20 protein-coding genes, 1 tRNA gene and 1 rRNA gene are annotated in these 24,911 nt (G+C 56.2%); 13 read left to right on the forward strand and 9 right to left on the reverse strand.

Annotation, left to right across the window (positions count from 1 at the left end; translation table 11 throughout):
* Positions 1-145 precede the first annotated feature (145 nt).
* The 3 genes from rrf to tcdA all read left to right on the forward strand — a co-directional run bounded on the left by rrf (position 146) and on the right by tcdA (position 1,441).
* Positions 146-260: ribosomal RNA gene (gene rrf, locus GWQ27_RS04825) — 5S ribosomal RNA — on the forward strand.
* Positions 261-358: 98 nt separating this feature from the next.
* Positions 359-435: transfer RNA gene (locus GWQ27_RS04830), tRNA-Asp, on the forward strand.
* 169 nt (positions 436-604) lie between these two features.
* Positions 605-1,441, forward strand: coding sequence for a tRNA cyclic N6-threonylcarbamoyladenosine(37) synthase TcdA (gene tcdA, locus GWQ27_RS04835; protein WP_275906799.1), 837 nt, complete (start codon positions 605-607; stop codon positions 1,439-1,441).
* A 21-nt stretch (positions 1,442-1,462) separates the two neighbouring features.
* Here the strand turns inward: tcdA and GWQ27_RS04840 are convergent, their stop codons facing one another.
* Together GWQ27_RS04840 and GWQ27_RS04845 are read right to left on the reverse strand one after the other, a co-directional pair.
* Positions 1,463-1,897: a SufE family protein gene (locus GWQ27_RS04840; protein ID WP_192896387.1), complete on the reverse strand. Its 435-nt coding sequence runs from the start codon at positions 1,895-1,897 to the stop codon at positions 1,463-1,465.
* Between the two features lie 13 nt (positions 1,898-1,910).
* The gene (locus GWQ27_RS04845) at positions 1,911-3,131 is read right to left on the reverse strand and encodes a cysteine desulfurase (RefSeq protein WP_275906800.1); all 1,221 of its coding nucleotides are present in this window, start codon (positions 3,129-3,131) and stop codon (positions 1,911-1,913) included.
* A 166-nt stretch (positions 3,132-3,297) separates the two neighbouring features.
* Here GWQ27_RS04845 and rep point away from each other — a divergent pair, with 166 nt between their 5' ends.
* Complete coding sequence (gene rep / locus GWQ27_RS04850) at positions 3,298-5,310, forward strand: DNA helicase Rep (protein ID WP_059113836.1); 2,013 nt, start codon at positions 3,298-3,300, stop codon at positions 5,308-5,310.
* A gap of 10 nt (positions 5,311-5,320) precedes the next feature.
* Here rep and GWQ27_RS04855 read toward each other — a convergent pair whose 3' ends face one another.
* The 5 genes from GWQ27_RS04855 to GWQ27_RS04875 form a co-directional block, all read right to left on the reverse strand.
* Entirely contained in the window at positions 5,321-7,606 is a 2,286-nt protein-coding gene (locus GWQ27_RS04855) for an EAL domain-containing protein (RefSeq protein WP_275906801.1), read from the reverse strand.
* 84 nt (positions 7,607-7,690) lie between these two features.
* Positions 7,691-8,146 carry a c-type cytochrome gene (locus GWQ27_RS04860; protein ID WP_005318144.1) on the reverse strand — a complete coding sequence of 152 codons (456 nt, stop codon included), beginning with the start codon at positions 8,144-8,146 and terminating at the stop codon, positions 7,691-7,693.
* Positions 8,147-8,343: 197 nt separating this feature from the next.
* On the reverse strand, positions 8,344-9,372 hold the full coding sequence (tdh, locus tag GWQ27_RS04865; RefSeq protein ID WP_021140268.1) for an L-threonine 3-dehydrogenase: 1,029 nt from the start codon (positions 9,370-9,372) through the stop codon (positions 8,344-8,346).
* Between the two features lie 68 nt (positions 9,373-9,440).
* Positions 9,441-10,631 carry a glycine C-acetyltransferase gene (locus GWQ27_RS04870; RefSeq protein ID WP_021140267.1) on the reverse strand — a complete coding sequence of 397 codons (1,191 nt, stop codon included), beginning with the start codon at positions 10,629-10,631 and terminating at the stop codon, positions 9,441-9,443.
* A gap of 115 nt (positions 10,632-10,746) precedes the next feature.
* On the reverse strand, positions 10,747-11,391 hold the full coding sequence (locus GWQ27_RS04875; protein ID WP_005318149.1) for a TetR/AcrR family transcriptional regulator: 645 nt from the start codon (positions 11,389-11,391) through the stop codon (positions 10,747-10,749).
* 146 nt (positions 11,392-11,537) lie between these two features.
* Here GWQ27_RS04875 and rfaD point away from each other — a divergent pair, with 146 nt between their 5' ends.
* From rfaD to GWQ27_RS04905, 6 genes are all read left to right on the forward strand, one after another.
* Positions 11,538-12,497 (forward strand): ADP-glyceromanno-heptose 6-epimerase, encoded by a 960-nt coding sequence (gene rfaD, locus GWQ27_RS04880; RefSeq protein ID WP_275906802.1) that lies wholly within the window; start codon positions 11,538-11,540, stop codon positions 12,495-12,497.
* 85 nt (positions 12,498-12,582) lie between these two features.
* Complete coding sequence (locus GWQ27_RS04885; protein ID WP_275906803.1) at positions 12,583-13,704, forward strand: glycosyltransferase; 1,122 nt, start codon at positions 12,583-12,585, stop codon at positions 13,702-13,704.
* Positions 13,705-13,794: 90 nt separating this feature from the next.
* Entirely contained in the window at positions 13,795-15,555 is a 1,761-nt protein-coding gene (locus GWQ27_RS04890) for a polysaccharide deacetylase family protein (RefSeq protein WP_275906804.1), read from the forward strand.
* A gap of 6 nt (positions 15,556-15,561) precedes the next feature.
* Positions 15,562-16,773 (forward strand): O-antigen ligase family protein, encoded by a 1,212-nt coding sequence (locus tag GWQ27_RS04895; protein WP_275906805.1) that lies wholly within the window; start codon positions 15,562-15,564, stop codon positions 16,771-16,773.
* A gap of 47 nt (positions 16,774-16,820) precedes the next feature.
* Complete coding sequence (locus tag GWQ27_RS04900) at positions 16,821-17,453, forward strand: glycosyltransferase family 25 protein (RefSeq protein ID WP_275906806.1); 633 nt, start codon at positions 16,821-16,823, stop codon at positions 17,451-17,453.
* On the forward strand, positions 17,450-18,502 hold the full coding sequence (locus GWQ27_RS04905; RefSeq protein ID WP_275906807.1) for a glycosyltransferase family 9 protein: 1,053 nt from the start codon (positions 17,450-17,452) through the stop codon (positions 18,500-18,502). The genes GWQ27_RS04900 and GWQ27_RS04905 overlap by 4 nt, the downstream gene beginning before the upstream one ends.
* Here GWQ27_RS04905 and GWQ27_RS04910 read toward each other — a convergent pair.
* Together GWQ27_RS04910 and GWQ27_RS04915 are read right to left on the reverse strand one after the other, a co-directional pair.
* Positions 18,477-19,541: a glycosyltransferase family 9 protein gene (locus GWQ27_RS04910; RefSeq protein WP_275906808.1), complete on the reverse strand. Its 1,065-nt coding sequence runs from the start codon at positions 19,539-19,541 to the stop codon at positions 18,477-18,479. The two genes, GWQ27_RS04905 and GWQ27_RS04910, sit on opposite strands and share 26 nt — an antisense overlap.
* 167 nt (positions 19,542-19,708) lie before the next feature.
* On the reverse strand, positions 19,709-20,572 hold the full coding sequence (locus GWQ27_RS04915) for a YicC/YloC family endoribonuclease (RefSeq protein WP_059169735.1): 864 nt from the start codon (positions 20,570-20,572) through the stop codon (positions 19,709-19,711).
* A 271-nt stretch (positions 20,573-20,843) separates the two neighbouring features.
* Here GWQ27_RS04915 and rph point away from each other — a divergent pair, with 271 nt between their 5' ends.
* From rph to GWQ27_RS04930, 3 genes are all read left to right on the forward strand, one after another.
* Positions 20,844-21,560 (forward strand): ribonuclease PH, encoded by a 717-nt coding sequence (gene rph, locus GWQ27_RS04920; protein WP_275906809.1) that lies wholly within the window; start codon positions 20,844-20,846, stop codon positions 21,558-21,560.
* 82 nt (positions 21,561-21,642) lie between these two features.
* Entirely contained in the window at positions 21,643-22,296 is a 654-nt protein-coding gene (gene pyrE, locus GWQ27_RS04925; RefSeq protein WP_219598053.1) for an orotate phosphoribosyltransferase, read from the forward strand.
* Positions 22,297-22,472: 176 nt separating this feature from the next.
* A complete protein-coding gene (locus GWQ27_RS04930) occupies positions 22,473-24,905 on the forward strand; it encodes a heavy metal translocating P-type ATPase (RefSeq protein WP_275906810.1) in 2,433 nt (810 codons plus the stop codon).
* The last annotated feature ends 6 nt before the right edge of the window (positions 24,906-24,911 follow it).

The raw sequence follows: 24,911 nt of genomic DNA on the forward strand, positions 1-24,911 counted from the left end.
AATTACCCGTGAGGCTTAACCATACAACACCCAAGAAGTGTTTCTGGCCTTGTAGCGAATGAACGAACTACTAACTAATTCAGTGATAGCGAAGCCAACAGGCAACTCGTTATTCACGTCAGCTTTCCAAGATTGAAGTAATTTGCCTGGCGGCCATAGCGCCGTGGAACCACCTGATCCCATGCCGAACTCAGAAGTGAAACGCGGTAGCGCCGATGGTAGTGTGGCATTCGCCATGCGAGAGTAGGACACTGCCAGGCACCCAATTAAACGATGATGTGCAAAATCACGTCATTGGCCGAGAGGATGACACCTCGTTGAAACGGCAGACAATTTAGCAAAAAGCTAACCAGACAGCGGAGCGGTAGTTCAGTTGGTTAGAATACCGGCCTGTCACGCCGGGGGTCGCGGGTTCGAGTCCCGTCCGCTCCGCCAATAAATTGAGAAGCCCAGTCGAAAGACTGGGCTTTTTTCATTTCCGAAACTGCAAAGTCAGCGGTCACCATTCCCCACCCCCTCTTCCTTTCTCCATACTGAGCCCTCTTGATGATCGCCGCTGGCTGCGGTTGCCGCTATAATGGCCGCCCTCAAGCAAGGTGATGGTATGAAAGCAGAATATCTACAGCGATTCGGGGGCATTGCCCGTCTTTATGGTCAGAGTGCACTTGGCTCCTTCAGTCAGGCCAGGGTCTGCGTGGTGGGCATCGGCGGGGTCGGCTCCTGGGCGGCCGAGGCGTTGGCCCGTGCTGGCATCAACCAGATCACCCTGATCGACATGGACGACATCTGCATCACCAACACCAATCGCCAGATCCACGCCATGCAGTGTACGGTCGGCCGCCTCAAGACCGAAGTGATGGCAGAGCGCATTCGAGCCATCAATCCGGATTGTGACGTGATCGAGGTGGATGATTTCGTCACTCCTGACAACCTGGCCGAGCATATCAAGCGGGAGTTTGACTACGTGGTGGACGCCATCGACTCGGTCAAGGCCAAAGTGGCGCTGATTGCCTTCTGCAAGCGCAACAAGATCCCTGTGATTGTGGCGGGTGGTGCTGGCGGGCAGATGGATCCCACCCAGATTACTGTGGCCGATTTGGCCAAGACCATTCAGGATCCGCTGGCAGCTAAGGTGCGCTCGGATCTGCGCCGGCTGCACAATTTCAGCAAGAATCCTGCTCGCAAGTTCGGAGTGGAGTGTGTCTTTTCAACCGAGCAGTTGAGTTACCCGGATGGCAATGGTGGCACCTGTCAGGCCAAGGCCGCCAGCGATGGCACCATGAAGATGGATTGTGCCTCCGGCTTTGGTGCTGTGACGCCGGTGACGGCAACCTTTGGGTTGGTTGCCGCGTCCAGGGTATTGAAGAAGATTGCCGAGCGGGGTGCTCGCGCCGGAAAAGAGGCCGGGAGTGAAGAAGTAGGGTCGATTAGCGAAGCGTAATCGACCACTGAACAAGGCGGATTAGACTGCCTGCTCCCGGATCGCCAGCACGATCGCTCTGAGCCCGTTACCCCGTGACGGGCTCAGGTGTTTTTCCAGCCCCAGCTCGGTGAAATAAGCCTCCATGTCAAAGGCCTGAATCACTTCTGCGGATTGGTGGTTGAGCGCCGCCAGTAGGATGACGATGAGGCCGCGCACTATGCGGGCGTCGGAGTCGCAGGCAAAATGCCAACGGTCATCCTCTCCCTGCTCCCCTTTCAGCCAGGCCTGGCTTTCACACCCCTTGAGACGAAACTCCTCCTGCTGCCACTCGGCAGGGAGGACGGGTAGCAGCTTGCCGAGCTGGATGATGAGCCGGTACTGGTTTTCCCAGCCGTGGGCGGCCGCAAATTGTTGGCGGATGCCCTCGGCATTGGGTTCCAGGCCGATCTGGGTATAGGTTGCGAGGCTGTTCATGAGGTTGTCTGCCTTAGAAGAAGTCACTGAGTTTGCGCAGAGCCGCCAGCAGGGCATCCACGTCGTCTTGATTGTTGTAACAGGCCAGCGAGGCCCGCATGGTGCCGCCGATGCCAAGGCTCTCCATCAGCGGCATGGCGCAGTGATGGCCGACCCGCAGCGCTATGCCCTGCATGTCGAGCAGGGTGGCGGCATCCTGGGGATGGATGTCATCCAGCAAGAAGGATACGGCGCCGGCGCGCTGGCCGGGTTCACCGACAAGACGCAGACCCGGTACCTGCCGCAGCCCTGCCACCAGATGGTCGGTGAGTACTTGCTCGTGGTGAACCAGGGCAACCCTGTCTTGCTGCATGATAAAGTCGATGGCGGCAGCCAGGCCTATGGCACCGGCGATGTGCGGGGTGCCTGCCTCGAACTTGAACGGCAGGGCGTTGAAGGTGGTGCCGCTGAAACTGACCCTGTCGATCATCTCGCCGCCAGCTTGCCATGGCGGCATCCGTTCCAATAGCTCGGTGCGGCCCCACAACACGCCGATGCCGGTCGGGCCATAGAGCTTGTGGCCGGAGAAGGCGTAGAAGTCGCAGCCGATGGCTTGCACATCTACCTCGAGGTGAGCCACCGCCTGGGCACCATCGATCAGGGTCAGGGCGCCGACAGCTTTGGCGGCAGTTACTATCTGCGATACCGGATTGACGGTGCCGAGGGCATTGGAGACATGGGCCACGCTCACCAGTCGGGTGCGCGGTCCCAGCATGGCTAGGTAGGCGGCCATATCCAGATCGCCCCGCTCATTGAGGGGAATGACCCGGACAACGGCGCCGGTTCGCTGGGCAATCAGCTGCCAGGGGACTATGTTGGCATGGTGCTCCAGGGTGCTGAGTACGATTTCGTCTCCCGCTTTGAGCTCGCTCATTCCCCAGCTTTGGGCCACCAGGTTGATTGCCTCGGTTGTGCCGCGGGTCCAGATCACCTCGCGACAGTGAGGCGCATTGATGAAGCGGGCGACCGTCTCGCGGGCGGCCTCGAAGGCCCGGGTGGCGCGGCTGCTCAGGGCATGGGCAGCGCGGTGCACGTTGGCGTTGTCGGCCCGATAGTAGTGCGCTATGGCATCCAGCACCGCCTGGGGTTTCTGGGTGGTGGCGGCGTTATCCAGATAGACCAGAGGATGGCCGTTGACCTGCTGCGCCAAGGCCGGAAACTGGCTGCGCAGTTGGTCGTGCTCTTGCTGATTCATGCTCCCCTCGTCATCATCTGGAAAAGTCGGCCATGATCCTGAAAATGGCGCTCGAACACAAGGCGCACGATGCTTGCCGACTGATGGTGTATGGTGCATCGATACGGCTCGCCCGCTGATTTCTGTTACAATGCCGCCCCTCATCATAAGCCAAGAGATCCGGCCCATGAAGCTCAACCCCAATCAGAACGAAGCGGTCAAGTTTGTCTCCGGCCCTTGCCTGGTGCTGGCGGGAGCCGGATCGGGCAAGACGCGCGTCATCACCAACAAGATCGCCTACCTGGTACAGCAGTGTGGCTATAACGCCCGCAACATAGCAGCCGTCACCTTTACCAACAAAGCGGCGCGGGAAATGAAGGAGCGGGTCGGTCAGACCCTGGGTCGCAAGGAGGCGCGGGGACTCATGGTCTCCACCTTCCATACCCTGGGTCTCGATATCATACGCCGTGAGCACAAGAGTCTGAATCTCAAGGCTAACTTCTCCCTGTTCGACGATACCGACCAGCTGGCACTGCTCAAGGAGCTGACCGAGGCTGAGCTGGATAATGACAAGGACAAGTTGTCGGCCCTCATCAGCCAGATCTCCAACTGGAAGAACGACCTCATACTGCCGGCGCGTGCCATGCGTATCGCCCAGGGGCCGGAAGAGGTGCTGATGGCCCAGCTCTATGAGCGCTATCACCGCCAGATGGTGGCCTATAACGCGCTCGACTTCGATGACCTTATCGTGATGCCGACCCTGCTGCTCAAGAGCAATGAAGAGGTCCGCACCCGCTGGCAAAACAAGATCCGCTACCTGCTGGTCGATGAGTACCAGGACACCAACACCAGCCAGTACGAGCTGGTGAAGCAGATCGTCGGCGAGCGGGCCCGCTTTACCGTGGTAGGGGACGATGACCAGTCCATCTACTCCTGGCGCGGTGCCAAGCCGCAGAATCTGGTGCTGCTCAACGAAGACTTTCCGAGTCTCAAGCTCATCAAGCTGGAACAGAACTACCGCTCCAAGGGGCGCATTCTGAAATGCGCCAACATATTGATTGCCAACAACCCTCACGTGTTCGACAAGGCGCTCTTCTCCGAGCTCGATTACGGGGTGCCGGTCAAAGTGTTGTTTGCCAAGAACGAGGAGCACGAAGCGGAGCGGATCGCCGCCGAGCTAATGGGCCACAAGTTCATGAACCGCACCCGGTTCAAGGATTACGCCATCCTCTATCGTGGCAACCATCAGTCGCGCATCTTCGAGAAGGCGCTGATGACCAACCGCATCCCCTATCGCATCTCGGGCGGCACCTCTTTCTTCTCCCGTACCGAGATCAAGGACATCATGGCTTATCTCAAGCTGCTGGTGAATCCGGACGAGGACACCGCCTTCCTGCGGGTGGTCAATCTGCCACGGCGGGAGATAGGTCCCACCACGCTCGAAAAACTGGGTCAGTATGCCAACCAGCGTGGCAAGAGCCTGTTTGCCGCCAGCTTTGAGCTGGGGCTGGAACAATCGCTCTCCGGTCGTGGTCTGGTGGCCCTGCAGGCCTTCACCAATTGGCTGGTGCGATTAGGCGAACAGGCGCAGCGGGGCAACCCGGTGGAGGCGGTGCGGGACATGATCAAGGAGATCCACTACGAAGAGTGGCTCTACGAGACCTCCCCCAGCCCGAAGGCGGCCGAGATGCGGATGCAGAACGTCTCCACCCTCTACCGCTGGATCACCGAAATGTTGGAAGGGGATGAGCTGGAAGAGTCGATGACGCTCGCCCAGGTGGTCACCCGCCTTACCTTGCGCGACATGATGGAGCGTAACGAAGGAGAAGATGACGCCGATCAGGTGCAGCTGATGACACTGCACGCCTCCAAGGGGCTGGAGTTCCCCTATGTCTTCATGGTGGGGATGGAAGAGGGCCTGTTGCCACATCAGACCAGTATCGATGAAGACAACGTGGAGGAAGAGCGGCGCCTCGCCTACGTGGGCATTACCCGTGCCCAGACCGAGCTCACCTTCACCCTCTGCAAAGAGCGGCGCCAGTATGGCGAATCGGTACGGCCCGAGCCGAGCCGCTTTCTGCTGGAGCTGCCCCAAGACGATCTTGAGTGGGAAAATCAGAAGAAGGTGACGGCCGAGGAGCGCCAGCAGAAAGGGCAGGTTGGCGTCGCCAACCTGCGAGCGCTGTTCAAGAAGGATTGAGCCGACACGGCTAGCCGCGTTCACTCTTGGTCTGGCTGAGCAGGGGAGTGATATCTGCCCCCGGCATGGGGGGGGAGATGTAGCGCCCTTGCCCCATCAGGCAACCCATGTCGATCAGCTTCTGCAACTGCTGCTGGTTCTCGATCCCTTCGACCACCAAGGTGAAGTCCAGATCCTGGCAGATGTCCCGCATGGCGCGGATCAGCGCCAGATCCTTGGGGGATTGCAGCATGCGATGGGTGAAACTGTCATCCACCTTGATGTAATCCACCGGGAAGTGGAACAGGGCATTGAGGGAGGAGAAGCCGGTGCCAAAATCATCCAGACTGATCTGAATGCCTTTGGCCCTAAGCTCGTGCAAAGAGGTGAGGGCATCGGAATCCTGCCGCGACAGCTCCCGCTCGTTGAATTCGAAAATCAGGTAACCCGGTGCTATCCCCTCGCTCTCAATAATGTCGACCAGTCGCATGATCTGATCGTGGTTGACCAGATGCTTGCCGGAGAGGTTGATCGCAACCTTGAACTTGCTCTGGCCCGACATGGGCAGCCAGTTCTTCAGTTGTTGGCAGGTGTGGCGCAGTATCTGGTAATCCAGCTCCTGAATAAGTCCGCACTGCTCCGCCAACGGGATGAAGTCGAAGGCATCCTTGAGTACACCCTCCTCCGTGATCCAGCGAGCCATCACCTCCAGCCCGGTCAGACGACTGTCCTTGAGCCGGATCACCGGCTGGAAATAAGGCACTATGCGCCCCTCTCGCAGGGCTCTGGCCAGCATCTCCTCCGGTGAGGTCCAGGTCTGGGCCGAGCACTCTTCCGAATAGCTGACGATGCGGCTGCGACCGTTGCGTTTGGCCTGATACATGGCCAGGTCGGCCTGATGCAGCAGCTGACTGATATCTGAAGTCTGCTCCGACACACTGGCCACCCCCAGGCTGACTGTGATGCTCAGCTCATTGCCTTGCAGCCGGAATGGATAGGAGAGGCGGCTGATGACGCGGTTGAGAACAGGGCTGATATCCTCCTCGTCCTTGCTGTTGTCCAAGTAGATGACGAATTCGTCCCCTCCCAGTCTGGCCACCATGTCGTTTTGTCTGATGCAGGTTTGCAGACGGCGACTCATCTCTTTGAGCAACTGATCGCCAGCGCTATGGCCCAGGGTGTCATTGACCTGCTTGAAGTGATCCACATCGACGAAGATGAGTGCAAATCCTGGCGTCTTGTAGCGGTGGAAGTGGGTCATGGCGTGGTTGAGGTGGTTCATCAACAGCGCCCGATTCGGCAACTGGGTCAGTGGGTCGTGAAGCGCATCGAATTGCAGCCTGCGTTCGAGCTCCTGGTGTTGCTTGAGTTGCTTCTGCAATCTGAGATTGGTCTGCCGCAGCTGTTGCAGGCGCTGGTTGATGGAGTCTTCCGAGTTGATGTCGTGCAGCTGCTGCCGGATCCGCCTCAGCTCCAGCAACAGGGTCAGCTGGCTGCGCAGAAAGTCGAGGAACAACCGGTTATCTGTCTCCAGCGGCTGCTGAGTACTGATAAGGAAGTGGGCAAAGTATTGCTGCTGCAGGCGCAAGGGCTGGCTGTACCAGTGCAACTGCTCTTTGTGCTGTTCCATGTTGTTGGTGCTGTGGCACAGGCTGGTGATGAACTCATCGCTGTGCGGTGGCTGCTCGGGATATATTTTTTCCAGCCGATGGCTGTCTATTCGGACCAGCAACATGTCCTGAATGGCCAGTATCTGGCGTAGCACAGCTTCCAGCTGGGAGAACAGTGCCTGGCTGGGCAGGGTATTGGCCAGGCGGATAATGCGATTGATGCTCTCAATCTTTTTTTGCCAGTCCGGATCCTTGCGGATAAGGGGGGAGGCCAGTTCCGATAGCTGGGAGCCTGCCTGGGTTTCATTCAGCCGCTTGGCGAGACATTCCAGCAACAGGCGCAGTGTGGGCAGATCCTTGGGCTGACAGCAGGCCAGTAACCACTGTATCTGACCGTGCTCGACCGGCAGTATGCACCAGCCTTTCGCCTCATCGAGCTGGTCAAGCTGATCGGAGATCCGCGACTCCTCCAGCCCCAGCTGCAGTTTGAAACGGTCAGAAATCTGATGCTCGCAGACCCAGTGCAGCCCCGCTTCCGATAAGCCCAATATGCCAAAATGTTGCAGAGGACAGAGCTGGTTCAGCTGCTGGATCAGGGTGTCATACTCTTTAGGGGTGGCCTCGGAGGGTGCTGGGAAGTCCATAATAGAGGAAACCAACGCCAACAAGGGAGTCGAGTAATGCGGTGCTGTGGGTTGGGCTGACATAGAAACTCCCGGTTTGCCTACCTTACAAAGAGTAGTCGGAAGTAAACAGATTGAAAGGGCCGCAATTGCGGCCCTTTCAATCACTTAGAGGTTGTCGGTCATGTAGTGAATGGCGTTTTCGATCTCTTCATCGCTACAGGTGACGCAAGTCCCCCGTGCTGGCATCACACCGCTCTTGCCGGTGAAGCCTTCAATTGCATGTTTCTTTAATATATCAATGCCTTGCGCTATGCGTGGCTCCCACACAGCCTTGTCGCCGCGTTTGGGGGCACCGGCAATACCCATGTCATGACAGGCAAAGCACGCCCCTTTGTACACGGCCTCGCCATCACGTGGGCCGGATGGTGCTGCCGCCACAGGAGCTGCGCCTGCAGTCGCAATCCCTTCCAGCTCCTTGGCGGTATAGACCTGACCGACGGGCTTGATCCGTTCGGCAATCGCGTCCGGTGACATCTCATCGGCAGCAAGTACAACGCCGGACAAACTGGCAGCCGTCATTCCGACAGCCAGCAAATAGCTCAGTTTTTTCAACACGCTCATGTACTCCCAGCAGGCTTTTATTATCCCTAGAAAACGGCTGGATTATAACCGAATAGTTACAGCCATTTAAACGCTTGTGTGTGAAGTGTTAAGCACTCTGCGTGCAAAGTTTCTTCGTCAGATCACAAACTGGTGAGGATGCATGATAAAAAAACCCGGTATTCACCGGGTTTCATGAAAGAGGGCGACCCAAGGGCTTATTTGTCCCAGCTGAGGATTACCTTGCCGGACTTGCCTGACCCCATGGCTTCGAAGCCTTGCTGGAAGTCATCGATATGGAAATGATGGGTGATGATGGGAGTGAGATCCAGACCTGACTGGATCAGGCTTGCCATCTTGTACCAGGTCTCGAACATCTCGCGGCCGTAGATCCCTTTGATAAACAGTCCCTTGAAGATCACCTTGTTCCAGTCTATGGCCATGGTGGAGGGGGGGATGCCGAGCATGGCAATTTTGCCGCCGTGGTTCATCTTGTCGATCATGTCCTGGAAGGCCGAGGGCACACCGGACATCTCCAGCCCCACGTCGAAGCCTTCAGTCATGCCGAGTTCGCTCATCACGTCAGCAAGTTTCTCTTTGCTGACGTTGACGGCGCGGGTGGCACCCATCTTGCGAGCCAGCTCCAGCCGATATTCGTTGACGTCCGTGATCACCACATGACGGGCTCCCACGTGGCGACAGACGGCTGCAGCCATGATGCCGATGGGGCCTGCACCTGTGATGAGCACGTCTTCGCCCACCAGGTCGAAGGAGAGCGCAGTGTGCACTGCGTTGCCGAACGGGTCGAAAATGGCGGCCAGTTCATCGGGGATGTTGTCGGGCAGCTTGAAAGCGTTGAAGGCCGGGATCACCAGATATTCGGCGAAGGAACCCGGGCGGTTGACGCCGACCCCTATGGTGTTGCGGCACAGGTGGGTGCGGCCGGCCCGGCAGTTACGGCAGTGACCGCAGGTAATGTGGCCCTCGCCGGAGACCCGATCCCCCACGGCGAAGCCACGCACTTCCTGGCCGACGGCGACCACTTCGCCCACGTATTCATGACCGACCACCATGGGCACGGGGATGGTCTTTTGGGCCCATTCGTCCCAGTTGTAGATGTGCATGTCGGTGCCACAGATGGCGGTCTTGCGGATCTTGATCAGCAGATCGTTGTGGCCGAGCTCGGGTGCCGGGACATCCGTCATCCAGATGCCGACTTCGGCTTTGAGTTTGGAGAGTGCTTTCATGGTTGTTCCTTCATGCCAGTCAATCACGATGAATGCAGAAAAAAGGGGCTGCAGCCCCTTGGTTCAAATCAGATGACACCGAGTTCGCGGCCGATGCCGATGAAGGCATCGATCGCCTTGTCCAGCTGTTCACGGGTATGAGCGGCGGACATCTGGGTGCGAATGCGGGCCTGGCCCTTGGGGACGACAGGGAAGGAGAAACCCACCACGTAGATGCCGGCGGCCAGCATGCGGCTCGCCATTTCGGAGGCCAGCTTGGCATCCCCCAGCATCACAGGGATGATGGCGTGATCGGCACCTGCCAGGGTGAATCCGGCAGCGCTCATCCGCTCGCGGAAGTAACGGCTGTTCTCTTTCAGGCGGGCGCGCAGCTCGTGACCGTCGGCCAGCATGTCGATCACCTTGATGGTGGCCGAGACGATGGAGGGGGCCAGCGAGTTGGAGAAAAGGTAGGGACGGGAGCGTTGACGCAGCCAGTCGATCACCTCTTTCTTGCCTGAGGTGTAGCCACCGGAGGCGCCTCCCAGTGCCTTGCCCAGGGTGCCGGTAATGATGTCGACTCTGTCCAGCACACCGCAGTATTCATGGGTGCCGCGACCGTTGTCGCCAATGAATCCGACTGCGTGGGAATCATCCACCATCACCAGGGCATCGTACTTGTCGGCCAGATCGCAGATGGATTTCAGATCGGCGATGACTCCATCCATGGAGAAGACGCCGTCGGTGGCGATCAACTTGAAACGGGCACCATCGGCGTTGGCCTGTTTGAGCTGGGCTTCCAGCTCGGCCATGTCGTTGTTGGCATAGCGATAACGCCTGGCCTTGCACAGCCGCACGCCGTCTATGATGGAGGCATGGTTGAGGGCATCGGAAATGATGGCGTCTTCGGCACCGAACAGGGTTTCGAACAGGCCGCCGTTGGCATCGAAGCAGGAGGAGTAGAGGATGGTATCCTCGGTGCCGAGGAAGGCAGAGAGCTTCTGTTCCAGCACCTTGTGGTTGTCTTGGGTACCGCAGATGAAGCGCACCGAGGCCATGCCGAAGCCGTGGCTATCGAGCCCCTGATGGGCTGCTTCGATAAGTTCCTTGTGGTTGGCCAGTCCCAGATAGTTGTTGGCACAGAAGTTCAGTACCTGCTCACCGCCCACCGCAATCTGGGCCTGTTGGGCCGAGGTGATGATGCGCTCCTGCTTGTACAATCCTTCAGCCTGTACTTGGCCAAGTTGCTCGGTCAGGTGACGATAGAATCCGTTAGACATCCTCGATCCTTATTGGCTATTGCAGCTGTTTATCAACAATGGGCAGTATTTTACTGCAATCTGTTGCGGTGAATTCAAATGATTGTGCTGACATTCAACAATTGTGAAACAGATCTCACCCTGCTGGTTGGGCCAGTTGACTGTAATGCTGCTCCAGTTGACGGATCTGCCCGGCCACCTGGGGCTGAATATAGGGACGCAGCAGGAACAGCACCCGCAATACCCCCTGGTAGAGCAGTGGCTTGGTGATGCGGGTATGGGGGGCCTGGGCAATCTGGAACGGGATCCAGCAGGTCACCACCATCTTGATGGTCTGGCCAAGGTCGGGCAGGTCCTCGTCGTTGACATCTATGATACCCCCTTCGCGCAGGCTCCTGAGCAGGGCGACCACGGAGGAGCGCAATTGCTCCTGGGCCTTGAGATACTTCTGCTGCAATGGCTCATCGCGACTGAGGATGTCCGGTAAATTTGCGTAGAAAAAACGGAACTGCCACATCAGATAAAAGATGGCATCCAGGTAGCCCATCAGGTTTTCCAGCTTGATCTCGTTGCTGCGCGCCGGGGTAAAGCTCTCGCTCAGGTGACGGGCATATTGATCAAAAATCGAGTGGATGATGTCTTCTTTATTCCTGAAATGGTAATAAAGGTTGCCTGGGCTGATGCCCAGATGGGCGGCAATGTGGTTGGTGGTGATGTTGCGTTCACCCTGATCGTTGAACAGCTCGGTGGCGCTGTGAATGATCCTGTCTCTGGTTTTCATCACTGTTCCCTCTGGCGGGCCCCTTGCATCAAGGTCGAATCCCCTTGCGGCCCGTGATAAACTTTTCGGCAATTTCAAATTGGCTCACTATACACAGCTTTAACAAGCAGTCACATGTGACCATCAACGTACGCGAGGCAAACTCCATGATCGTAGTAACTGGCGGTGCTGGCTTTATCGGCAGCAATCTGGTCAAGCAGCTGAACGCTCAAGGACGGACCGATATCGTGGTCATCGATGACCTGACCGACGGCACCAAGTTCGTCAATCTGGTCGACCTGACCATTGCCGATTACATGGATAAGGACGAGTTCCAGGCGCGGATCGTCTCCGGTGACGAATTTGAAGAGTGGGATGACGGCATCGAGGTGATCTTCCATGAAGGTGCCTGCTCCGCCACCACTGAGTGGAATGGCAAGTTCATCATGGAGGTCAATTACGAGTACTCCAAGGATCTGTTCCACTACTGTATCGAGCGGGAAATTCCGTTCATTTATGCCTCCTCCGCCGCGACCTACGGTGGCCGCAACGACAACTTCATCGAAGATCCCAAGTTCGAGCAGCCGCTCAACGTCTATGGCTACTCCAAGCAGCTGTTCGACCAGTACGTGCGCCGCTGGCTGCCTGAGATCAACTCCCAGGTCGTGGGTCTGAAGTACTTCAACGTCTACGGTCCACGCGAGCAGCACAAGGGCTCCATGGCTTCCGTTGCCTTCCACCTCAATACCCAGGTGAAGCAGGGTGACAATCCCAAGCTGTTTGAGGGCTGTGACGGTTTCCCGGATGGTGGCCAGATGCGTGATTTCATCTATGTGGACGATGTCTGCAAGGTTAACCTCTGGTTCTGGCAGAACCCGCAGCACTCCGGCATCTTCAACTGCGGCACCGGCCGAGCCGAGCCTTTCCAGAACGTGGCCGAGGCCGTGATCAAGCATCACCAGCAGGGCGCCATTGAGTACATCCCTTTCCCGGATCATCTCAAGGGGCGCTATCAGAGCTTCACCCAGGCAGACCTGACCAGGCTGCGCAGCGTGGGTTATGACGCCGAGTTCAAGACAGTGGCCGAAGGCGTGGCCGATTACATGGTCTGGTTGAACCGGGCGTAAATCAGCCTTATGGAGTCCGGGCCGTCTCCTAAAGAGATGGCCCGTATTTTTAGTATTAAAACCTCCAATTGAAGTGACTTTAAGTATGAAAAAGAAAGTGCTATTCCTGATGGAGACGTTGGGAGGAGGAGGGGCTGAAAAGGTATTGGTTAATATTGTCAATAGTCTTGATGATATAAAGTATGACGTCACGTTGTTATTATTGAAACGTGAGGGAATGTATTTATCAAAAATACCACCTCATGTAAAAATACGGTACCTGCTAGATGCAGAGCCTACGGGGCTAGTGCGTAGAGGAATGATGTATTCGCTAAAGAAAAGATGGCTTAATGTAGTTCTATCAAAGCCATGGCTAGCCAATATGTCGTTTCCAGAAGAGTATGATGTCGGGGTTTCTTTTCTGGAGGGTGACAGTAGTTTGCTATTATCCCACCTGGATGGTCCCAAGAAAAAAATAGCATGGGTACATATAGACCTGGAGAAACATCATACCCTGCCAAGAGAGATAGAGAAGGCCGTATATGAGAGCATGGATCAAATAATCTGTGTTTCGGAAGGTTCTAAGCATTCAATTTTGAGTCTTTACCCTGCCCTCAATGATATTACCTCAGTTATTTATAACCCGATAGATCTAAAAAAAATCATTGATGGTGGCGAACAGAAAATCAGAGTTGGTTCGGGCCTCAATGTATTGGCTGTTGGTCGCTTGCTCAATGATCAAAAGGCATTTGATGTTCTGTTGGATGCTCACAGAATAAACATATCTGCGGGATTGAATTATCACTTGACGATTCTTGGTGAAGGATCGGACAGGTCGACCCTGGAAGCCTATATCACAGAGCATCAACTGGGTAATAATACTAACTTGCTTGGTTTCAAAGATAACCCTTATCCCTACATCGCAGGTTGTGACATATTTGTCATTTCTTCTCATTATGAAGGGTATCCAGTTGTACTGGTTGAGGCGATGACGCTCGGCAAACCCATCGTGTCGACCGAGTGTACCGGACCCAAAGAGGCATTAAGCAATGGAGAGTTTGGTCATTTGGTACCCATTGCGAATGCACAAGCGTTAGCTGATGGTTTGAAAATGCTATTGGAGAATGATGCCATTCGTGAACGCTATGCTGAGTTATCAAAGCAGCGATCTGAATTTTTCAGCTTCGAACGCAGCATGCAAGATATTGAGACACTATTAAATACCTAGTCATCGCCTCATCGGCATGATGAAATTCGTCTACCGCTCTCTCATGAAATGGTAGAGAGATGTATAGAATACGTTGTGGGTGGGAAAAATATGAACATATTGATGGCACTCTCCCAGCTCGAAGTGACGGGAGCTGAGGTCTATGCCACCACTGTCGGTAACGAATTGACCCGACGTGGTCATCAGGTTTGCTACGTATCGGATACGCTGACCAAGCCTACTCTGGGGCCGGTGTTCAAGCTGCGTTTCAACAAGCGCAGCATATTGCGCCGTTTCTTGCATGTGTTTTACCTCATCTATCTCATCAAGAAGCACCATATTCAGTTGGTACACGCCCACTCCCGAGCCTCCGGTTGGAGCAGCTATGTGGCCTGCAAGCTGACCGGTACCCCTATGATCACCACGGTACATGGGCGTCAGCCGGTACACGCCTCTCGCAAGGCCTTCCATGCCCTTGGGTTTAGGGCTGTGGCTGTCTGTGAAGACATAGCCCACCAGATCATCGACAACCTGGGGGTGGATCCGGACATAGTGCAGGTACTGCGCAACGGTATCGAGACCGACAAGTTCCAGCCTGTGCCTGTGCCTGACAATGCCAGGCCTGTGATCGCCATCATAGGTCGCCTGAGCGGTCCCAAGGGCGAGCTCTGTTATCGCCTGCTGGATGAGGTGCTTGATCTGGACACTTGTCAGGTTCGTGTGGTGAGCGGCAGTCAGGTGCCCGAGCGTTTCTGTCGCTTTCAGAACCAGGTCGATTTTGTCGGCTATGTGGATGATGTGCCTGCCTTGCTGGCGGGTTGCGATCTGGTGATCGGGGCTGGTAGGGTCGCAATGGAGGCACTGCTGTGCGGGCGCCCTGCGTTTGCCATCGGCGAGGCCAAGGCGATTGGTCTGGTGACTGAACAGAATCTGGCGGAGGCGCTGGCCAGCAACTTTGGTGACATAGGCCCCAAGGATCTGGCTATCGACTTCGCTGCCTTGAAGGCGCAAATTCTGCCTGCGTTGGCCAGCCGGAGTGTGCCTGACGTTATTTGCCAGCGCATTCAGGCTGAGTATGGCTTGCAAGGGGTAGTATCCGGTCTGGAGTCTGTCTATCAGGATGCTGTAGTCGAGACCCTGCGCCGGGAGATGCCTATCGTCATGTATCACCGCTTTATCGAGCATGACAGCGAGAAGGGGGTGCATGGTACCTGGATGCCGATTGCCATGTTTGAGAAGCATCTGCGCTTGCTGAAATGGTTGGGCTACGAGACGCTGACCTTCCGCGATCTGGCTGACAGGGGCTTCATTCATCGCCTGGAATATGGCAAGAAGTACCTGATGATCACCGCCGATGACGGCTACCAGGACAACCTGACCCGCATGCTGCCATTGCTTGAAAAATACGATTACAAAGCCGTGGTATATGTGGTGACGGGAGAGGAGCATAATCGCTGGGACGTGGAACACCCCACCAACCCGGATACCCAGATTTCCCTGATGAATGGGGAGCAGATAAAAGCACTGGTGGCCTCCGGCCATGTGGAGATTGGGGGCCATACCCTGACCCATCCACGGCTGAGCAAGCTCCCCCCCGAGCAACAAGCCCATGAAATAAGAGAAAATAAACGACAGTTGGAGGCATTGCTTGGCTATTCGCTGCTGTCGTTTGCTTACCCTTATGGGGACATGGATGATAGCGCCAAGGAGCAGGCACAGGCCGCTGGTTACCGCTTTGCCGTAGCCACCAACAGTGGTCCCCGAGCCATGCATCAGGATCCCTACCGGATCCGTCGCATCGCCATTTTCCCTCGTACCGATGTTTTTGGCCTGTGGCGGAAGATTCGGGGTAACTACGTATTCAGGAAATAATAATTGATGTCCATTAGAAGCCTCGAACTGCTCGACAAAGCTACGACAGCCTTGTTTGCGCTGGTGATTATGTTTTCCTTTTGCGGCCTTTTTTTGGTACCAGCCGGCCAGACAATTCTTTCCAATCTACTCGTCGTGGCATCCGTATTTGGTCTGCTAAATTACTTTGTTGGTAAAAAGCGAGACGTCGGGCTTGAGGACCGGCGTATTCTCTGGGTCTTGGCAGCCTATGCAGTCATGATTTTTGTAAACCGGCTGATCCATGGTGATCAATATGGTGTGATGCGTGGTTTATTCTACGTTGTCGTGTTTGCGTTGATGATACCACGCAAGCCAGTTCTGTTGACATTGGGCTATGCTGCGATTGTCACTGGGGGTATTGGCTTGGGTATTATGAGCCTCTGGCAATATCAGAGTGGTATTGTCAGAGTTGAAGGATTTACCAATGCCATTCTCTTTTCACAGGCTGCATTGACACTGGCGATATTGAACTGGTTTGTGTTCCAGCAGAGGCAACTGTTGCGCTGGATAAGGTATGGTGCCTTGGTCGCGTTGGTGGCGGCCCTGTTTGCTCTCTATCTGTCCCAGAGTCGGGGGGTCTGGTTGGCCCTTGGTGGTATCGTTGGTTATGTCATTTGCTACAAGGCGTTATTCAAACCATGGAAATATATTGCCATAGCAATATTGTGCATCGCATCCATGGGTATTACTTACCATACCAATCAATTGGTACAACTCAGGGTCGCAGATGCGGTTTCTGATCTTAATTTGGCTGAAAAAGGATCGTACAACTCTTCGTGGGGGTTGAGGGTCGTTGCATGGCAGAGTGCTTGGCTTGGGTTTCTGGATGCACCTGTTACCGGAGTGGGTACTAATGGTTTTGATGCATTGAAACAAGAGCAGGTCGCGCGAGGATTGGTTCCTCCATTGGCTCTGAATGCTGCCTTGGCACATGCTCACAGCCAATATATGCAGAATCTGGTTATTCGAGGTGGGATAGGTTTTGTCGTGCTGGTAGCATTCCTTTTCCTACCTCTATGGTTGTCCATAAAAAAAATGGGTGGAGATGCAGCATGTGTTCTGATTCCACTTTCCTTTGCCATCAGTGCATTCAGCGACGTACCATTTGAACATCAAGACATACTATATCTATATGTCTTGAGTATGATATTTGTTTGGCATTCATCTGAAATAAAAGTAAATGAGAGCACATTATGATTCCGATATTTGTCATTAGTCTTTCTCGAAGTCAAGATCGGCGAGCAATGCTGATTAAACAGATGAAGCATCTTGGCCTTGAATTTACATTTTTCGATGCAGTCGATGGTAAAGCGTTGAGTGATGCTGAGTTGCAGCATGTTGACTTTCCCCTTGCCCGTGAGACGTGTGGTCACGATCTCAGCATGGGCGAAGTAGGCTGTGCCATGAGTCATATCAGGTTGTATGAGATGATGGTGGAAAAAAACATAGAGCGTTGTGTGGTGCTGGAGGATGATATATATATCCATATGCACTTCAACGCGATTATGGAGAGCGCCATTGCAAAGAGTCATTCTGAGATTATTTTCTTGTATCATGGCAAAGCTAAATGTTGGCCATGGATGAAGCCTTTGCCAGAGGGATATCGTCTTGCAAGATATCGCACCCCAAGTTGTAGCTCTAAACGTGGGATAATCTCTACTGCTGGTTATATATTGACATTGTCTGGCGCTAAAAAATTATTAAGCAAGGCATATCCAATCAGAATGCCCTCTGATTATCTGACCGGGCGGTTGCAATTGAATGGACTGACTGCATCCGGAGTTGAGCCAAGCTGCATGGATGTAGGATTGTTTGAGACAACGATCGATGATCGCAACTATGGTCCTCATCTGGCTAACCGAGAGGTCGAATCGTGATTGGATATCTGCAGCTATTACGCGACCGGATTCGTCGAGCCTTGGGAATTATTTTTTTTGACAAGAAGACCCCTCTTGGCTTGCAAGGAGACATAAGTCATATTTTAGTTATTCGTTGGGATGCTAAGATAGGCGATTCATTTGCCTCATCATTTTTCTTTCGAGAGCTGAAAAAGCTGCCTAATAAATTCATTACTGTTATTACCTCCCCTGCCTTGGCACCTTTGTATCGAGAGGGGTTTGGTGTTGACCATGTGATAGAAGTAACTAAAAGGCCAAGTTACAAAACTCTTTGCGATATAGCCTTGTCAATTCCTCATGTGGATCTGGCAATACATCTCACCGAAGGGATGAAGATGAAAGACTTATACTTTTTGTATAAGTTATCACCAACCAATATCGCATCGCTGGATGATAATGTCGCACGGGTAAATATAAAGCTCTCTGATACTACCAAGGGCATGCTATTTCAAGAGAAATATACATATCTATTGAACATGTTAGGGTTAATGGATGTAGATACTACATATATCATCCCCGATGTTGCTAGAGACAAGGTTATATCTGGCTGCGACAATAGTATTATCATCAATCCTTTTGGTAGCACGCGTTACAAGTCCATGTCACAAGGAAAGGTAACGGAATTGCTGACTGTTTTGGGTCAGTGTTTCCCCACTCGTCATTTTGCTCTACTTTCCTCACCGGCTACTCGTGAGGATGCACAGAAAATGATAAATGGTTGTGGTGCAAACAATGTGGCGCTACTGGAAGGGGTGAATACAATTGAGGATGCAATTTATTGCATTCGGGCAGCCAACGTGGTCATTTCGGTCGATACTGCCATCGTTCATATCGCAGCCGGACTCAAAAAACCACTAATCGCTATTTACCCACTACATGGGAATGAGTTCAATCAATGGCTACCAAGTCCCTCGCCCTTAACCAAGGTGATATTTAGCCACTCTCCAGGCATCAATGCGGATATGAACAATGTAGAAAGTCATGCAATATCTGACGCGCTTTCTATGTTGCTTTCAATTGAGCAATAAGTGTACTCAGTCTTTCCGTCACCATCTCAGGGGTAATGAGGCGATAGAGTTGTTCATTCGTGCCATTTTTATTCAGTGCTGAAAGCTGGTCAGTTTCTGCCCCCTTGGCATCGAAGATATCGATGGCTTGATAACGGGGGTGGTTGACCGGGTTGGCGATGATCTTGTCGCCGCCCGGGGCGACTATGGTCAGCAGGGGCAGGTCGATGGCCTGGGCCATGTGGCGCGGGCCTGTATCATTGCCGACAAACAGCTGACAATGGGCGAACAGACCCACCAGTTCCCGCACCGAGCGGGTCTTGATGTGGTCAAACACGCTGGCCTGCAGCTCGGTTGACAGCAGCGGTTTGAGGCTGCGGTTGTACTCTTCTTCTCCCGGCCCGCAGTAGATCAGGATCTGGGCGTTGTGCTGTTCGATGAGCCATTGGGCAACCTGGGCGAAGCAGTCGATGGGCCAGCGCTTGTAGTGCCCCAGCGAGTTGACCCCCATGGCGATCAAGGATCGCGCGGGATCGACGCCGGCTGCCTGCAAGGTTTCACGTCCCTGCTGTTTTTCTTCCTCACTCAGCCAGAGATGGTAATTGCGATCTTCCCTGGCCAGTTTGAGGGGTTTTAGCAGCGAGAACCTGTCGTCAACCAGCGTGCTGTTGCCCTGGAATTCGGTGTCTTTGCGAAAGCGCACTATGCGGTTGTGGCCGAGCCGCCAGGGGAAGGAGTCAAATCCTATCCGCAACCTGGCGCCGGAGAAGAGGCAAGTCAGCAGGCCTATCATCTGGCCCTGGCTGTTGACCACCACGTCATAGTTTTCGCGGCGGATATCCAGCAGCAGGTCCTTCATGTAACGCCAGTCGTTGCGCCTGGCTTTCTCGATGACGATGAGTCGATCTATATTGGGGTTGCCCTGCGCCATACCCGCGCAATAGTCCATGACCAGATAGTGAACTTCCCCGGTTGGCTCGTTCTGCTTGAGGTTGTTGCACAGCGCGGTGGAGATCAGCACATCCCCTATCTGCTTGGTTTGTACTACAAGGTATTTCATAAGGCAGGCCTCAATAGAGGTCGTTGTTGATCATCAGCGTGCCAGCATACCGCACAAGCGAGTCAGATGCTGTCGGCTCTGAGTGAAAATCTGATCTGGCTCAAGCCAATGGTGGCGTAGTGCGAACACAAAGTAGAAGCCCGTCGCTGACGGGCTTCTTGCATCCATCACTCTATGTTCTGGATCTGCTCTCTCATCTGTTCGATGAGGACTTTCAGCTCGACGGCGGACTGGGTCACGTCGGCGTTGATGGATTTCGAACCGAGCGTGTTCGACTCGCGGTTGAACTCCTGCATCATGAAGTCCAGACGGCGACCACAGGCGCCACCCTTCTTCATGATCTTGATGGTTTCGCTGATGTGCATCTCCAGGCGATCCAGCTCTTCAGCCACGTCGATCTTCTGGGCCAGCAGCACGATTTCCTGCTCGATCCGGGCCGGATCCAGTTCCACCTTGGCCTCGGTCAGGCGATCGGTGAGCTTCTGGCGCTGCCACTCTATGATCTGTGGCAGGTGCACGCGTACTTTCTTCACTTCCACCTGAATGCCATCCAGACGCTGCTGGATCAAGTTCTTGAGGTTGGCACCCTCGCTGGCACGGGAGGCGATGAAATCCTCCATGGTCTGGTCAAACCCGCCGAGCAGCTCGGTGGCAACAGCGTCCATGTCCTGTTCGGCGGCGGCCATGACACCCGGCCAGCGCAGCACGTCGACCGGGTTGAGCTGGCCCTGGCCCGCTTCTTTCATTACCCAGTTGGCGCTGTCTATGATCAGCTTGGCCAGCTCTTCATTGATGTGCAGCTGGCTGGCGGCGGCTTGTGCTGCTTCGAAACGCAGGTTGCACTCCACCTTGCCGCGCTGCAGCTTGGCGCGGAAACGTTCACGCAGCACCGGCTCCAGGCTGCGCAGTTGCTCCGGCAGGCGAATGTAGGTTTCCAGATAGCGCTGGTTGACCGAACGAATTTCCCAAACGGCTGTGCCCCAGTCGCCCTTGAATTCCTTGCGGGCGTAGGCGGTCATGCTGTGAATCATTGATTGTTCCGAGCTTGATGAAGTGTGGGGCCAGTATACTCAGCCCGGCCCTGCTCGTCAGCCGATGCCGTGGTTTTAGAACCAGGTCCAGCTTTTGTGGCGCTGCTGCCCTGCATCCCTATTGATGGTTATTGCTGCCTGTTCCTGCGCGCTCATTCACCTTGGCGACGGTCTTTCACGACTGATCAGGAACCGCTTCTTAGCGGCTGATATTTGGGGCGGGATCACTTATAATCCCCCGCCAATTTGAGCCAGCCCAGAGGTCCGTTCCATGTCACGTCCCAGCGATCGCAGTGCCGCGCAACTTCGCCCGGTTACCATTACCCGCAATTTCACCAAACATGCAGAAGGCTCAGTGCTGGTGGAGTTCGGTAACACTCGCGTGCTCTGCACCGCCAGCGTCGACACCAGCGTACCGCGCTTTCTGAAAGGGAAGGGTCAGGGTTGGGTCACTGCCGAATACGGCATGCTGCCGCGCTCCACTCATTCCCGGATGAACCGCGAAGCGGCCGCCGGCAAGCAGAGTGGCCGTACTCTGGAGATCTCCCGTCTGATCGCCCGCTCCCTGCGTGCGGCTGTCGATCTGACCGCGCTGGGCGAGCACTCCATCACCGTTGACTGTGACGTGCTGCAGGCTGATGGCGGCACCCGCACCGCTGCCATTACTGGTGCCTGCGTGGCCCTGGTGGATGCCCTGAACTGGATGGTGGAGAAGGGACTGATCAAGCAGAGCCCGCTCAAGCAGATGATCGCCGCCGTCTCCGTCGGCATGTTCGAAGGGGAAGCCATCTGCGATCTGGAGTACATCGAAGATTCCGCCGCCGAGACCGACATGAACGTGGTGATGACCGAGGATGGTCGCATCATCGAGGTGCAGGGCACCGCAGAGGCCGAGCCCTTTACCCATGAGGAGTTGCTGGCCATGCTGGCGCTCGCCAAGGGCGGCATCGAAGAGATTATCGCGCTGCAGAAGCAGTCGCTCTCCTAATTTCTGTTTTGAAAAACGCGGCATTGACCGCGTTTTTTTATACCCCCACACAAGTAAACGACAAGCCAAGCAAGGAGCCAGAATGAAAGCCTACCAGCGTCAATTTATCGAGTTCGCCCTGGAGAAGCAGGTCCTCAAATTCGGTGAATTCACCCTGAAATCCGGTCGTAAAAGCCCCTATTTCTTCAACGCAGGTTTGTTCAACAGCGGCCGCGATCTGGCCCGCCTCGGCCGCTTCTATGCCGCCGCCCTGATGGATGCCGGCATCGAATTCGATGTGCTGTTTGGCCCGGCCTACAAGGGGATCCCCATCGCCTCCGCCACCGCCGTGCAGCTGGTGGAGCAACACGATGTGGATGTGCCCTGGTGCTTCAACCGCAAGGAGGCCAAGGATCACGGCGAGGGCGGCAATCTGGTGGGCAGCCCGCTCAAGGGGCGCATCATGCTGGTGGACGACGTCATCACCGCCGGTACCGCCATCCGCGAATCCATGGATCTGATCCAGGCCAACGGCGCCTCCTTGGCTGGCGTACTGATCGCGCTGGATCGTCAGGAGAAGGGCAAGGGTGAGCTCTCCGCCATTCAGGAGGTGGAGCGTGACTACGGCGCCCACATCATCGCCATCATCCAGATGGGGGATCTCATCGCCTATCTGGAAGAGAAGCAGGCCGAGCAGCCGGAGCTGGCTACGCAACTGGCTGCCATGAAGGCGTACCGCGCCCAATACGGCATCTGAGCTGATCACACCGCGTAATAGTTGAATGCGGCGCCCGTTTGCTCTCTGGCAGCAAACGGGCGCCATTTTTTCATCTGCAAAAAGTGAGTCAGGTGGCTTGAGCTTACCCTTAAGGTAAAGGTTAGGGTTTGCTGGTCGGTGCTCGTTCTGGCCGACGGGTTCCGAGGAGGAACAAGATGACCACTCATATTCAATTACCCATCCATCTGCAGCTGCCGCTCACAGGCATGAGCTGCGCCAATTGCGCCAGCCGCATCACGACCGCCCTCAACAAGCTGGAGGGGGTCGAGGCGACCGTCAACTTCGCGCTGGAGCAGGCCGCCATCGACCTGGCCAGCCCCGATCGTTTGCCGGCTGTGCTGGAGAGCATTCAGGCACAGGGCTATGACTATGGCCACGAGACGCTCTCCTTCCAGATCAGCGGCATGACCTGTGCCGGTTGCTCGGCTCGTCTGAACAAGATGCTGGCGGCATTGCCTGGCGTTATTTCGGCTGAGGTCAATTTCTCCATCGAGCAGGCCCGTATCGAGCTGGTGCCGGGTATGCAGACGCCGGCCTCGTTGCGCGAACGTATAGAGGAGCTCGGTTTTGGAGCCCAGTTGGCGCAGGGCTCTGCCAGCGGTCGCCGCCAGCAGTTGCAGGCGCGTGAAGAGCAGGAAGCCGCCGCCGCGTACAAGGCGCTGATCCAGGTTGTTATGTCGGCCCTGCTGACCCTGCCGCTGCTGGTGGGCATGTTCTCAATGGCCGGTCTGCTGCCCTGGCATCTGCCCGCCTGGCTGGAGCTGGTGCTTGCCACCCCGGTGCAGTTCTGGATCGGGGCCCGCTTCTATCGCGGTGCCTGGCTCGCCATCAAGAACCGCTCCGCCAACATGGATGTGCTGGTGGCGACCGGCACCAGTGCCGCCTATTTCTACAGCCTCTATCTGCTGCTGACCTTGGGGATGGCCGCCAGCGGCCAGCTCTATTTCGAGGCGAGCGCCATCATCATCACCCTGATCTCCCTCGGCAAGCTGCTGGAAGCCAGGGCCCGACGCAGCACCCAGTCCGCCATTCGCGAACTGATGGCGCTGCGGCCGGAAACCGCCACCGTCTGGCGCGGTGAGAGCTGGCAGAGCGTCGCCATCGACGAAGTGCTGCGCGGCGATCGGCTGCGGGTGCTGGTGGGTGAGCGGGTGCCGGTGGACGGCAGAATCGTGAGCGGCGAGAGCGAGCTGGATGAGTCGATCCTCACCGGCGAGAGCCTGCCGGTGCTGCGCGGCGAGGGCGACAAGGTGCTGGGCGGTGCGATCAACCGCTCCGGCGTGCTGGAGATCGAGGCCACCACGGTGGGGGAGGACTCCAGCCTCAGCAAGATCATCGCCCTGGTGGAGAGTGCCCAGATGGGCAAGGCCCCGCTGCAGCAGCTGGTGGACAAGGTCTCCGCCGTGTTCGTGCCTGTGGTGATGGCCATCGCCCTCTTCACCCTGCTGGTGTGGTACGCCATCGGCAACGACTTCGGTCAGGCGCTGCTGGCGGCGGTGGCCGTGCTGGTGATCGCCTGCCCCTGCGCGCTGGGACTGGCCACGCCGGCCGCCATCGTCACCGGCACCGGGGTGGCGGCGCGCCACGGCATTCTGATCAAGGATGTGGATACCCTGCAGAAGGCCCACGCCATCAAGGCGCTGATCTTCGACAAGACAGGTACCCTCACTCAGGGGCGGCCGGTGCTGGCGAGCTGGAGCGGCAACGACGAGCAGCTGCGCTTCGCCGCCGCACTGCAGCAGGCGAGTGAGCACCCGCTGGCGCTGGCCATGCGCGAGGCGGCCGGTCAGGATGCCGTGCTGCCCCAGCCGGAGGCGGTGGAGGTGCGGGTCGGGGCCGGTATCCTCGGCCAGGTGGCGGATCATTCGGTCGCCATCGGCAATGCCAGTCTGCTGGCCCAGCTCGGCATTGACGTACCACAACAGGATGAACAAGCCGCCGACGGCGCGACCCGGGTCTGGGTGGCCATCGACGGTGTGGTGGCCGGCATAGCGGCCCTGGCCGATACCTTGCGCCCCGAGAGCCCCGAGGCCATCGCTACCCTGCGCCAGCGCGGCATCGCCAGCTGGCTGGTGAGCGGTGATGCGCCGGCGCCGGTGGCCCATATCGCCGCCAAGCTGGGGTTGGACGGAGCCTTTGACTCCGTGCTGCCTGCGGGCAAGGTGGAAAAAGTGGAGGCGCTGCGCGCCCGCACCCAGGGGCTGGTGGCCATGGTGGGGGACGGGGTGAACGACGCCCCTGCGTTGGCGGCGGCAGATGTGGGGATCGCCATGGGCTCCGGCTCCGATGTGGCAATGGAGACCGCCTCCATCACTCTCATGCGATCTGACCCTCGCTTGGTGGCCGATGCCATCGACATCTCGGCGGCCACTTGGCGCACCATACAGCAGAACCTGTTCTGGGCCTTCGTGTTCAACATCATCGGCATTCCGCTGGCGGCGCTGGGTTACCTCAGCCCCGAGCTGGCGGGGGCGGCCATGGCCCTGAGCAGCATCACAGTCTTGAGCAATTCCCTGTTACTGAAACGCTGGCAACCGCGGGCGCTCGCCCATGCCAGCCACCATGTCAGCACTGAATCGAACCGTTAAGGAGTC

This window comes from Aeromonas sp. 5HA1 (assembly GCF_029237245.1).
In the GTDB taxonomy this organism is placed as follows: Bacteria; Pseudomonadota; Gammaproteobacteria; order Enterobacterales; family Aeromonadaceae; genus Aeromonas; species Aeromonas salmonicida.